The organism is Cellulophaga algicola DSM 14237 (genome assembly GCF_000186265.1).
GTDB lineage: Bacteria > Bacteroidota > Bacteroidia > Flavobacteriales > Flavobacteriaceae > Cellulophaga > Cellulophaga algicola.
The window spans coordinates 4,239,615-4,252,231 of the sequence record NC_014934.1 but is presented as its reverse complement, the minus strand read 5'-3'; the positions used below and the strand labels follow the sequence as shown (position 1 = coordinate 4,252,231).

Here is a 12,617-nt window from a genome sequence, read left to right as displayed (position 1 = left end):
AGGCTTTATATGATCTTTTATACTGTGTTTAGTACGTTCTGCAAAAAAAAATAAAATAATCATTATGAAGATAAATTTCATAATCCAGCCGCTGTATAAATTGTTTTTTGGTCCCTGAATATTAGATAAAAGTATACACTAAACAGGATTATCCTATTAAGAATGCTATTGCTTAGAAATAGTCTAGAATCACTAACTTTAGAATACATCATAAAACACCTAATAGTAACAAGATTGTTTTCACAGAATTAAAAGCTATTACTTGCAAACGGACAATAGTCGAGAATATATTTTCAGTATATTTAATTTTTTAATGATAAGGATGAAGATAATAGATAAATTAGTTTTTCTAACAGTAGGTTTTTGTACGCTTTTAGCATGTGCCCAACAACCAAAAGATGCTAAAGCAACCACTGCCCTACCCACAGCTATCGAAGAGATTAACTCAGAAAACATGGTATCGGCCATTAGTGCCAAAGTAAAGCACTTTGATGAAGAACCTTTATACTATTTGAGAATAGGAAAGGAAAATTGTATTATTGAAGTATTGGTCAACGATATGCCAGTCTATAAAAGTTATGAACTCTCTAATTTGGCAAGTCCTTTAGAAATAAATCATAATATCTTAAGAACAGGAATCCAAACCGTTACGGTACGTATGTATCCCGTGGGTGATTTGATTAAAGAAGAGTATGAATACGGGGAAACCATAACCCAGTTGGGAGATGCCTCTACTGTAAGCATTAGGGTGATTCAACTAGACAAAAAAGGAGCCATGGGCTTAAATGACGAAGTGGAAGTATTGCAACACCAAAGCCCTACTACAGATGCCAATGGCGAAGTATTTGCAGGTACTGGCCTTCCTTTTTATGAATATACGTTTGAGTTTTATGCAAAAGTACCGTATGACCTTAGTGAAAACTCTTGGGGAGATGCTGCGGACCTTAATACTGTAGACCAAGATGTTTTAGAGCAGAAAATGCTAGACTATTATAAATCTTTTTTAAAGGAATATAAAAAAGGCAATAAAGATTTTATTGCGCAAAAATATTACCAATCTTTTTCCGTGCAGGCTCAAGCCTACTATAAAAGTATAAAAGAAATACAGGAAATGTGGGACGAAGAGTTAGAATTGCTCAATGACCCTACAGTTAAGCTCCAATCAATTAAAGATTATGAACTGGTCTTTTATGCACATAATGGGGTGGCTTTTTTACGCCTTAAGACTAAAGATGAACTATATTATAGAAACAACTGTGCTGCATATATAGAGACAACAGAAGCTGGAACAGAATATGAAACATTTTTCGGGCTCTACCTCTATGCTCCTAAAAAGGGGTTTAGTAGAAAAGAGTTTACGCTAATCATGTCTTAGTTTGAGACTTATATTATGCTGAGCGCTGATGTTATTTTCAATTCCTATTTTAAAAATGCTTTCAAAAAGAAGCGCTTTAATCCTATGAAATACAAACTTTTTATACTATTGGCTTTGTTAAGTCTGTTGAGTTGTTCTCAAGAGAAAAATAACAAACAAAATATGATTTTTAGCGAACTTATAAATTATCAATATTTAGACGATTCAAGGCCTGGTTATTACTTACAAGTAAACAGTCAAAATTGTCATTATGAGATAAAAGTAAATGATTTAGATACCGGTAAATATTTTGATCCCTATTCCAGCTATTCAGTACGTATTCCATTAAACCTTAGGATTTTTAAAAGTGGAGAACAGCCAATTTCAGTTAAAATTTTACCATTCCAAGGTAAAACTTTGAGCAAACAGGCTAGTTTACAATTAAGATTGATTAGTTATTCAGATATGACTGATTTGGAAAATGATTATGGAGGAAGCACTGATTTATGGGAATGGAAGATGCCTAATTTAGAAGAGGACTTTCCTTTTTATGCGATGGATACTGTCTTTGAAGCTAAAGTTCCATTTGAGATAGACATATTAAACAAATATGCTTCAGATCTTTCAAAAATTGATAATAATATTCTTTTGAAAGAGGTAATAAATCAGTTTAAAATTAAACACGCTAGTATTAAAAATAATAGTCAAGATGTCAATGCGCTTAAATATTCTTTTGCACCGCACATGGTTCAAATATATGGTAGTAAAGAAAAATTAGATAAAACTGTAGAATCTATATTAATAGCTAAGCCAAATGAGGTATTACAACCTTTGGAAAATTTTGTTCTAAAATTATATGGTAATGGCAGAATTGCAACTTTACTTAATACTATTGATCATGACTCTGCAATTTGGTGGGCAGATAAACATACAGGAGAACCTATAGGTTGGCAACCAGTATATCTATTTAAAAATAAAGACACAGGAGAATGGCATGTGTGGTAATTTCTAATGTACTAAATCTAATTGATCACAAAAATTAAGTAGTTCTTAAAAGTTTTAAAAATGAAAATATACCTAGTAGCGCTTATTGCAATTTTATCTTTAACAACAGGCTGTTCACAGCCAAAAAAAATGAAAACAGATAATAGTTTAATCGCTAAAGAATTTAAAAGCTATAAATTTATTGATGATTCAAGACCGGGTTATTACTTGCAAATAAATAATCAAAACTGTCATTATGAAATTAAAACGAATGATTTAAGTACGGCTAGATTTTTTGATGCCTATTCAAGCTATTCTGTCCGTGTACCCTTAAATTTGAATATTTTAAAAAGTGGAGAGCAGTCACTATCTATTAAAGTATTACCATTACAAGGCAATACTTTAAGTGAAAAAGCGGATTTGCAATTACGCTTAATGATGTATCCTGACATGACAGATAAAGAAAATGATTATGGGGGTGGTATTACGCTATGGGATTGGGAAATGCCTGCTATTGAAGAAGCCCTGCCCTTATTTGAATTCGATACTGTTTTTGAAGCAAAAGTACCCTATAAATTAAATATATTAGATAAATATGCATTGGATCTGTCAAAAATGGATAAAGACATTTTATTAGAAGAAGTGATAGCTTTGTTTGCAACAAAAATTAAAGATATTGAGAATCATAAACATGATAAAGATGATTGGCTGAATATTCTACAAAGAGCAGGTATACAAATTTACATGACTCAAGAAATGTTAAGTAAATCTGCAGAGGAACCTATTTCTCAAAAGCCTAATGAAATTTTACAACCTTTAGAAAATTATAGGCTTCAATTATATGGTAACGGTAAAATTGCTACTTTACTTAATACTATTGACAATGACTCCGCAATTTGGTGGGCAGATAAAGATACTGGAGAACCTATAGGTTGGCAGCCAGTATATCTATTCAAAAATAAAGATACAGGAGAATGGCATGTTTGGTAATTTCTAATGTACTAAATCTAATTGATCAAAAAAATTGAGTAGTTCTTAAAAGTTTTAAAAATGAAAATATACCTAGTAGCGCTTATTGCAATTTTATCTGTAACAACAGGTTGTTCACAAAAAAAAAAGATGACTATAAATAATACCTCAATCGCTAAAGAATTAAGAAACTATAAATTTATTAATGACTCAAGACCTGGGTATTACTTGCAAATAAATAATCAAAATTGCCATTATGAAATTAAAACGAATGATTTAGATACGGCTAGTTTCTTCGATCCTTACTCAAGCTACTCTGTTAGAATACCGCTTAATTTAATGATTTTGAAAAGCGGAGAGCAATCATTGTCAGTAAAAGTATTACCATTAAATGGAGATGTATTAAGTAAAAAGGCAAATTTGCAATTACGCTTAATGATGTATCCTGACATGACAGATAAAGAAAATGATTATGGTGGTAGTATTACCCTATGGGATTGGGAAATGCCAGCTATTGAACAAGACCTTCCTTTATTTGCAATGGATACTGTTTTTGAAGCGAAAGTACCCTATAAATTAGATATATTAGATAAGTACGCATTAGATTTATCGAAAATGGATACTGATCAATTATTAAAAGAAGTACTTCCGTTATTTGAACAAAGACATCATGAACTTTTAAATAATATATTATATGATGAAAAGTTAGGTACTGATTTTTATCAGCGGTTTCATGTACAAACTTATTATTCCGAAGAAAGACTTAAAAAAATTGTATCCGCACCACCTTCTCAAGAACCGAATGAAATCTTACAACCTTTAGAAAATTATAAACTTCAACTTTACGGCAATGGTAAAATAATAACTTTACTTAATACCATTGATTATGATTCTGCTCTTTGGTGGGCAGATAAAGATTCAGGGAAACCTATAAGTTGGCAGCCTTTTTATTTATTTAAAAATAAAGACACAGGAGAATGGCATGTGTGGTAACTATAAACTTTAATAGTCTCATTATTTTTGGACCCTCCCTCCGTTAGCCTTTGATGCAGTAGGTACACAATAAGATAAAAAAAAGTTAAAACACAAAAGCTATCTATTTAATTAGATAGCTTTTGGACTTTTAAGTAGTAAGTGAAAATCCTAAATTAAATATTCCAGCCGCTGTATATTTTGTTTCCTTTTCCATGACATTCTGAATAGACGTAGTTACTAAACAAGATTATTTTCACATTATTAAAAGAAATTAGAAAAAATATTACTTGCAGATGGTCTATAGTGGAGAATATATTTTCAGTATATTTATTTTTTTAATAATAAGGATGAAGATAATAGATAAATTAGTCTTTCTAACAGTAGGTTTTGGTACACTTTTAGCATGTGCGCAACAACCAAAAGATGCTAAAGCAACTACTGCCCTACCCACAGCGGTAGAAGAGATTAACTCAGAAAATATGGTAGCGGCCATTAGTGCCAAAGTAAAACACTTTGATGAAGAACCTTTGTACTATTTAAGGATAGGAAGAGAAAATTGTATTATTGAAGTACTGGTGAACGATATGCCGGTGTATAAAAGCTATGAACTCTCAAATTTGGCAAGCCCTTTGCGAATAAATGGTTCGATCTTAAAATCTGGAACCCAAACCGTTACTGTCCGTATGTATCCCGTGGGCGATTTGATTAAAGAAGCGTATGAATACGGGGAAACCATTACCCAGTTGGGAGATGCCTCTAATGTAAGCATTAGGGTGATTCAACTAGACAAACAAGGAGCTATGGGTTTAAACGATGAATTGGAAGTATTGGAACACAAAAGCCCTACTACAGATGCCAATGGCGAAGTATTTGCGGGTACCGGCTTACCTTTTTATGAATATACGTTTGAGTTTTATGCAAAAGTACCGTATGACCTTAGTGAAAACTCTTGGGGAGATGCTGCGGACCTTAGTACTGTAGACCAAGATATTTTGGAGCAGAAAATGCTAGACTATTATAAATCTTTTTTAAAGGAATATAAAAAAGGGAACAAAGATTTTATTGCGCGAAAATATTACCAATCATTTTATGTACAAGCGCAGGCGTACTATAAGAGTAAAGAAGAGATACAGGAAATGTGGGACGAAGAGTTGGAGTTACTCAATAACCCTACTGTGAAGCCCCAACCTGTAAAGGATTATGAACTGGTATTTTATGCACATGGCGAAATAGCTTTTTTACGCCTTAAGACTAAAGATGACCTCTTTTATAGAAATGAATGTGCGGGTAAGGTAAAGGCAATTGAATACGGTGAAGAATATGAAACATTTTTCGGGCTCTACCTCTATGCTCCTAAAAAGGGGTTTAGTAAAAAAGAGTTTACACTAATCATGTCTTAGTGTGAGACTTATATTATGATGAGCGCTATTTCTATTTTGAAAATACTTTTAAAAAGATGAGCTTTAACCTTATGAAATATAAACTTGTTTTTCTAGTGGCGCTTTTAAGTCTGTTTAGTTGTGCCCAACAACCAAAAGACCTTAAACCCACAGCTATCGAAGATATTAATTCGGGTAACATGGTATCGGCCATTAGTGCCAAAGTAAAACGCTATGATGATGAACCTTTATACTATTTAAGGATAGGAAAGGAAAATTGTATCATTGAAGTACTGGTGAACGATATGCCGGTGTATAAAAGCTATGAACTTTCTAATTTGGCTAGTCCTTTAGAAATAAATCATAATATATTAAAATCAGGTACCCAAACCGTTACCGTACGGATGTACCCCGTTGGCGATTTGATCAAAGAAGAGTATGAATACGGGGAAACCATAACCCAATTAGGAGATGCCTCTACTGTAAGCATTAGGGTGATTCAACTAGACAAAAAAGGAAACATGGGCTTAAATGACGAAGTGGAAGTATTGCAACACCAAAGCCCAACTACAGATGCCAATGGCGAAGTATTTGCAGGTACTGGTCTTCCTTTTTATGAATATACGTTTGAGTTTTATGCAAAAGTATCGTATGACCTTAGTGAAAACTCTTGGGGAGATGCTGCGGACCTTAATACTGTAGACCAAGATGTTTTAGAGCAGAAAATGCTAGACTATTATAAAACCTTCTTAAAGGAATATAAGAAAGGGAATAAAGATTTTATTGCGCAAAAATATTACCAATCTTTTTATGTACAAGCACAAGCTTATTATAAAAGTAAAAATGAAATACAGGAAATGTGGGATGAACATTTGGAGTTATTGAATAATAATACTATTATGGCACAACCCATAAAAGATTATGAACTGGTGTTTTATGCACAGGGAGGGGTGGCCTTTTTACGTCATAAAAACAAAGAAGATATCTACTATAGAAATAAATGCGCTGGTTACGTAGAGTACTTTAGAGGTGATGATGAAAGAGGGAGATTTTTCGGGCTCTACCTCTATGCTCCTAAAAAGGGGTTTAGTAAAAAAGAGTTTACACTAATTATGTCCTAGTGTGAGACTTATATTATGATGAGCGCTATTGTTATTTTGAAAATACTTTTAAAAAGATGAGCTTTAACCTTATGAAATATAAACTTGTTTTTCTAGTGGCGCTTTTAAGTCTGTTTAGTTGTGCCCAACAACCAAAAGGTACTAAAGAAACTACTTCCCTACCCACAGCTATCGAAGATATTAATTCGGGTAACATGGTGTCGGCCATTAGTGCCAAAGTAAAACGATATGACGAAGAACCTTTATACTATTTAAGGATTGGAAAGGAAAATTGCATCATTGAAGTATTGGTCAACGATATGCCGGTGTATAAAAGCTATGAACTTTCTAATTTAGCTAGTCCTTTAGAAATAAATCATAATATCTTAAAAACAGGTACCCAAACCGTTACCGTACGGATGTACCCCGTTGGCGATTTGATCAAAGAAGAGTATGAATACGGGGAAACCATAACCCAATTAGGAGATGCCTCTACTGTAAGCATTAGGGTGATTCAACTAGACAAAAAAGGAGCCATGGGCTTAAATGATGAAGTAGAACTATTGGAACACCAAAGCCCCACTACAGATGCTAATGGCGAAGTATTTGCTGGAACTGGTTTACCTTTTTATGAATATACTTTTGAGTTTTATGCAAAAGTACCGTATGACCTTAGTGAAAACTCTTGGGGAGATGCTGCGGACCTTAGTACTGTAGATCAAGATATTTTAGAGAAGAAAATGATAAACTATTATAAATCTTTTTTAAAGGAATATAAAAAAGGGAATAAAGATTTTATTGCGCAAAAATATTACCAATCTTTTTACGTACAAGCACAAGCCTATTATAAAAGTAAAAATGAAATACAAGAAATGTGGGACGAAGAGTTGGAGTTACTCAATAACCCTACTGTGAAGCCCCAACCTGTAAAGGATTATGAACTGGTATTTTATGCACAGGGTGGGGTGGCCTTTTTACGCCATAAAACTAAAGAAGACTTTTATTATAGGAATAGATGTGCAGGTTGGGTTAGATATTTTAAGGATGATGTTGAAAAGGGTATGTTCTTCGGGCTCTACCTCTATGCTCCTAAAAAGGGGTTTACTAAAAAAGAGTTTACGCTAATCATGTCTTAGTGTGAGATTTATATTATGATGAGCGCTGATGTTATTTTCAATTCCTATTTTAAAAATGCTTTCAAAAAGAAGCGCTTTAATCCTATGAAATACAAACTTTTTATACTAATGGCTTTGTTAAGTCTGTTGAGTTGTGCGCAAAACAGAAAGGACACTATCGATATGGAAATAACTTCACATTATGAAAATTACAAATATTTGAATGATTCCCGTTCAGGATATTACCTACAAGTAAATAATCAAAACTGTTATTATGAGATTCAAACTAATGAATTAGTTACTGGAAGTTACTTTTTAGAATTCCCTTCTTATTCAGTACGATTACCTTTAAATATGCAAATTTTAAAAAGTGGAGATCAAAAGTTATCAATTAAAGTATTTCCATTCAAAGGTGACACTTTAACTAATAAAGCCAACATAGATGTAACCTTAATACATTATCCGGACATTACGGACTTAGAAAACGATTTTGGAGGTAGTACAATTTTATGGAAATGGGAAATGCCAAAATCAGAAACCTTAAAATTACCCTATTTTGAATTGGATACGGTTTTTAAAGCAGAAGTACCTTATGAAATTAATGTTTTAGATGATTATGCGGAAGATTTATCTAAAATGGATAGAGAGGATCTTCTAAAAGAAGTGCTAACTGAATTTGTCAAAAAACGTGAAAATATCATTAATAAAAATGAAAGCAAATCATATTTAATTTCTCATATCAAAAGGAGTTCAATCCAAATATATGCGACTAATGAAGAGGATAAAGATTTAGCAGATGGCATGATTTCTATTTCAAAAGGAAAAGATGCACAGCCTCTCGAAAATTTTAATTTAAAATTATTATATGACAATAAAGTAGTAACCTTAGTCAATAGTGAAAATAAAATGCCTGCAATATTTTTTACGAATCCAGAAACAGGCGCCAGATCATGGCAACCTTATTATATTTTTAAAAATAAAAAAACAGGCACTTGGCATATGTGGTAATAAAGTTGAAAAAACAGAATAAGCTGCCATTTAATTTTGCTGGATTATTTTAGTTGTTATTTTCAATATTATTAACCTGTAAAAAATCTACGAACTGCATTACGCTAACACTCATTTCTAAAAAGTACCCAACAGCCTAAGAAACAACTACAAAAGCTATCCATTCAGATAGCTTTTGTTCTTTTTAGTTGTAAGTAAAAATCCTAAATTTCATAATCCATGAGTATATATTTTGTTTACTTTTCTATTACATTCTAGATAGACGTAGTTACTAAACAAGATTATTTTATTATCCTATTAGTAACGCTATAAACTAGAAATGGTCTACTATCAAGAACTATATTAAAGATCATAAAACACCTAATAGTAACAAGATTGTTTTCACAGAATTAAAAGCAATTAAAAAGCTATTACTTGCAGATGGTCTATAGTGGAGAATATATTTTCAGTATATTTAATTTTTTAATGACCAATATGGGATTATTAAACAAATTAGTACTATTAGCTGTAGGTCTTATAACGTTTTTGAGTTGTGCGCAAAACAAAAAGGAAGAAACAAAAACTTTTAATTTAGATCAATATATAGATAGCATTGCCTCTGAAGTTAAGCACTATCCAAAAGAACCGATGTATTATTTGCGTATTAACCAATTGAACTGCATTTATGAGGTCTTAGTAAATGATAGACTTGTAGATAGAAATTATAGCCTAAAGCAATATGCTACCGCTAAAGCTATTAATTCATCTATTTTAAAATCGGGTCCTCAAAAAGTTACTTATAGGTTGTATCCCATTGGAGATCTAATCAAGGAGGAATATGGCGAAGGTGAAACAGTAACTACCTTATTGGATAATACCGAAATTACTATAGAAGTGATTCGGGTAGCTGACATAAACACTTATAAAAGTATTGTAGATGACGAAAAATTGATCCTGAGACACGAAAGTAAAAAGAATAAAAATACTGATGAGTTTATGGGTTCTGGTCTTCCATATTACGAGTATACGTTTACATTTGATGCTCAAGTGCCTTATGAAATTGAAGGTTGGACAAATGCTATTGATTTAAGAAAACTAGATCAAGAAAAATTAGAATTGGCTATAGTAAATTATTACAAAGAAATACAACAGCTTTACAAAGCTAATGATGCGGCGAGTATCATGACTATGCAATACCCCATGTTTGAACGATTAGCGGTCAATGAATATCGAGATATCGCCTATATTAAAGAGATGGTACAGGAAATTTATAAACCAATTTTAATAGATAATAAAGATTTTCAACCAATCAAAGATTATAAAATACAATTTTTTGGAGATGGAAGAATTGTAAGACTATGGCACCCTTCTATTTTCGAAAAACCGGATCTTGACCCACGCTTAAATAGGACGTCCGCATTTTATTTTTTAGAGGTCAGTAGTTAATTACTTATTAATTCAGCTTGATTGATTTTATCATTATTGACCATTTTAACAATAAGATTATTGAATATTGTAGCTTTACTTTGAGATCTGTTTATTCTAAAACAAAATTCATTGAAATATCTATTTAAATTATTGTCACTAACCCAAGAATAAGTTGTTCTTATCCAAGATTTAACCTGATGTATCATTGTATGAAGCGCTTTAAAATTTAACCCTCCATTACTTTCTATTTGTGTGATGTCGTAAGCCTTTGCAATAGGACTATAGCCTATCCATTTATCTGTAGTAATCTTTGCGTTTCGGCTGATATGGTTGACAAAAATATATTGTAAGGATTGTGCTGAAAAATCATCTATTTTCATAGCATACATTCTTTTTACCTTTCCATCTTCTGTAAGCTGAACAGCTGTAACCGCCTTCTTTTTCTTAGCATTGTAGCTTCTGCCAACTTTTGTTTCTTCTCTGCCCCCTAAAACAAATTCATCTACATGAACAACTCCGTCCATAGGATTATTCCCACTCGAAGACATAGCTTCTCTGACCTTAAGCATAAAAAGTCTAGCTGTTTTTTCTGTTACTCCGTAACGTACTCCCATATAACTTGCAGATAAGCTTTTCGTGCTTGTAGCCATCTCAAAACAAATAAAAAATGCTTTGCGAACACCAAACTTTACCTTGTGAAATAAAGTATCTGCTGTTGCGGATTCTGTATGTCTACAAATATTACATTGCCTAGAGAAATCAGCACGTGTTTGACAGGCTATATGATTGCATCTAGAACATTTAAAAGGGGTTTTAGACTTAATATTTGTTAAATATTCTTTGCAATCATTGTCCGTTTTGAAGCAATCAGAGAACTCTAGAAGATTTTGACCCTTGAAAATATCCATAATTTAATATATTTACTGAGTATCAAGATACGAAGTTAGCTACTGACCTCTATTATTTTTTATTTACAAACAAGGATGATAGAAAAAAAGTTCGTTTTCAAGGCATTGCCTTATCTATTCCTAAAGACAAACACAAAGAGGGAGAGTTTAATTTTGAGTATGCACGTTAATATCTTCTGCTAAATTCTGTCTTAAGAATTACATTTAAATGATGGTGTGTATACTAGAAATCAAACAAGCATGAAACTACTTTATAAACTAATTTTCTTATTCCTTTTTATCTTCAGTGTAAGCTGTGGCGATCTATTAAAAATGGATACGCATTTTGTGCCTATTGAAGCCGAAAATCTATACGAATATGATAACCTGCAATCCTTTGAAGAAATTTATGACAGTACAAAAATTATTGCGTTTTTAAATAGAGAAACAGTAAACGAGCTTATCAAATTAGAAAATTTTGATGCACTTGCCTCTATTCGATATAAATTTAGGGAAAGTTTAGAAGGCAGCCTAGACAGAATGACTTTTGGCTCCATTGTTATTGACGGCAGGCTACCAGGGTTTTCTAGAATAGAAGTTGACGATAGGTATGTTCCCCATACCCTGACTTTTGTAGCTATGGATTTCTTCTATTACATTCCCTGGGAAAAGTCACGGTCTTATGATATAAAATTAATAGCCCAAGATATTAGTAATACTATGGATGACTGCACTATTTTTTATGTAGATGAAAACAGTATCATTTATGGTGAAAGAGGAGAACACCACGTATTACATATCACCTATTTAGAAGCTATAAAACGTTTAGAAGTTTTCCATAGTGTTCAGAAAGAAAATCCATTTTGGAAGCTCCCAGAGCAAGATTTATTTTCGAACTCTTTGGCTAAATTACGATTGGCAAAAAACTTCCACAATACGGAAAATGCTCCCAAAGAAATTGATTGGACTAATTTTGAAAATTTAATCTCGCGCCATCAAAGAAAACTTTTTGCAACTATAAGAGATTTAATACCAGAATTTAGTACGGAATTTTCTGAAGCTATAAGGTTCGATTTTGAACTCAAAGATTATAGGCTTAACGCATTAATTGTTCGGGATAGTACCGTAAAAAAAGTGTTTAATGGGTTAAATGCTGTTCCCGTAAACACAAAAATCAATTTAAAGAAAGATGCTACTCATAAAACGTTGAAACAATCGTTAAGAGATTTAAGCATTTTCCATGAAATAGAAATAGTGCATAAAACAGATCAAGGATTTATTATTAACGAAAACGATGATAGATTTTATTAGGTATTTATTTATGAAAATAATGGAACCCCTTACCTATTCCATTTATCCGGTCTGGATAATTTAAGGGAGGCTCACTTTTATTTTCAATTATTAAGTAACTTAGAGGACTTAAACTATAAAGGTTTATA

The 12,617-nt window shown here is 32.3% G+C and carries 11 protein-coding genes; 10 read left to right on the top strand and 1 reads right to left on the bottom strand.

Going from position 1 to position 12,617, the window contains the following annotated elements; genetic code table 11:
- The first annotated feature begins 322 nt into the window (after positions 1–322).
- The 9 genes from CELAL_RS18495 to CELAL_RS18455 all read left to right on the top strand — a co-directional run bounded on the left by CELAL_RS18495 (position 323) and on the right by CELAL_RS18455 (position 10,309).
- On the top strand, positions 323–1,375 hold the full coding sequence (locus tag CELAL_RS18495) for a hypothetical protein (protein WP_041557810.1): 1,053 nt from the start codon (positions 323–325) through the stop codon (positions 1,373–1,375).
- An 84-nt stretch (positions 1,376–1,459) separates the two neighbouring features.
- Complete coding sequence (locus tag CELAL_RS18490; protein ID WP_013552418.1) at positions 1,460–2,359, top strand: hypothetical protein; 900 nt, start codon at positions 1,460–1,462, stop codon at positions 2,357–2,359.
- Between the two features lie 60 nt (positions 2,360–2,419).
- Entirely contained in the window at positions 2,420–3,328 is a 909-nt protein-coding gene (locus CELAL_RS18485) for a hypothetical protein (RefSeq protein WP_013552417.1), read from the top strand.
- A gap of 60 nt (positions 3,329–3,388) precedes the next feature.
- Positions 3,389–4,300, top strand: a complete 912-nt coding sequence (locus CELAL_RS18480) for a hypothetical protein (protein ID WP_013552416.1) — start codon at positions 3,389–3,391, stop codon at positions 4,298–4,300.
- A gap of 329 nt (positions 4,301–4,629) precedes the next feature.
- The gene (locus tag CELAL_RS18475; protein WP_041557808.1) at positions 4,630–5,682 is read left to right on the top strand and encodes a hypothetical protein; all 1,053 of its coding nucleotides are present in this window, start codon (positions 4,630–4,632) and stop codon (positions 5,680–5,682) included.
- A 71-nt stretch (positions 5,683–5,753) separates the two neighbouring features.
- On the top strand, positions 5,754–6,782 hold the full coding sequence (locus CELAL_RS18470; RefSeq protein WP_013552414.1) for a hypothetical protein: 1,029 nt from the start codon (positions 5,754–5,756) through the stop codon (positions 6,780–6,782).
- 71 nt (positions 6,783–6,853) lie between these two features.
- A complete protein-coding gene (locus CELAL_RS18465) occupies positions 6,854–7,897 on the top strand; it encodes a hypothetical protein (RefSeq protein ID WP_013552413.1) in 1,044 nt (347 codons plus the stop codon).
- Positions 7,898–7,981: 84 nt separating this feature from the next.
- The gene (locus CELAL_RS18460; RefSeq protein ID WP_013552412.1) at positions 7,982–8,884 is read left to right on the top strand and encodes a hypothetical protein; all 903 of its coding nucleotides are present in this window, start codon (positions 7,982–7,984) and stop codon (positions 8,882–8,884) included.
- A gap of 414 nt (positions 8,885–9,298) precedes the next feature.
- Positions 9,299–10,309 (top strand): hypothetical protein, encoded by a 1,011-nt coding sequence (locus CELAL_RS18455; protein WP_218916568.1) that lies wholly within the window; start codon positions 9,299–9,301, stop codon positions 10,307–10,309.
- On the opposite strand, the gene CELAL_RS18450 is transcribed toward CELAL_RS18455, so the two are convergent.
- Entirely contained in the window at positions 10,306–11,199 is an 894-nt protein-coding gene (locus CELAL_RS18450) for an IS1595-like element ISCal1 family transposase (protein WP_013552410.1), read from the bottom strand. The genes CELAL_RS18455 and CELAL_RS18450 overlap by 4 nt on opposite strands.
- A gap of 240 nt (positions 11,200–11,439) precedes the next feature.
- On the opposite strand from CELAL_RS18450, the gene CELAL_RS18445 reads away from it, so the two are divergent.
- Positions 11,440–12,489: a hypothetical protein gene (locus CELAL_RS18445; RefSeq protein ID WP_013552409.1), complete on the top strand. Its 1,050-nt coding sequence runs from the start codon at positions 11,440–11,442 to the stop codon at positions 12,487–12,489.
- Positions 12,490–12,617 lie beyond the last annotated feature (128 nt).

Excerpts from the sequence above, each read along its gene's own strand:
- CELAL_RS18480 (WP_013552416.1), top strand. The coding sequence starts at position 3,389 with ATGAAAATATACCTAGTAGCGCTTATTGCAATTTTATCTGTAACAACA.
- CELAL_RS18450 (WP_013552410.1), bottom strand. The coding sequence starts at position 11,199 with ATGGATATTTTCAAGGGTCAAAATCTTCTAGAGTTCTCTGATTGCTTC.
- CELAL_RS18445 (WP_013552409.1), top strand. The coding sequence starts at position 11,440 with ATGAAACTACTTTATAAACTAATTTTCTTATTCCTTTTTATCTTCAGT.
- CELAL_RS18465 (WP_013552413.1), top strand. The coding sequence starts at position 6,854 with ATGAAATATAAACTTGTTTTTCTAGTGGCGCTTTTAAGTCTGTTTAGT.
- CELAL_RS18490 (WP_013552418.1), top strand. The coding sequence starts at position 1,460 with ATGAAATACAAACTTTTTATACTATTGGCTTTGTTAAGTCTGTTGAGT.
- CELAL_RS18460 (WP_013552412.1), top strand. The coding sequence starts at position 7,982 with ATGAAATACAAACTTTTTATACTAATGGCTTTGTTAAGTCTGTTGAGT.
- CELAL_RS18470 (WP_013552414.1), top strand. The coding sequence starts at position 5,754 with ATGAAATATAAACTTGTTTTTCTAGTGGCGCTTTTAAGTCTGTTTAGT.
- CELAL_RS18495 (WP_041557810.1), top strand. The coding sequence starts at position 323 with ATGAAGATAATAGATAAATTAGTTTTTCTAACAGTAGGTTTTTGTACG.
- CELAL_RS18475 (WP_041557808.1), top strand. The coding sequence starts at position 4,630 with ATGAAGATAATAGATAAATTAGTCTTTCTAACAGTAGGTTTTGGTACA.
- CELAL_RS18485 (WP_013552417.1), top strand. The coding sequence starts at position 2,420 with ATGAAAATATACCTAGTAGCGCTTATTGCAATTTTATCTTTAACAACA.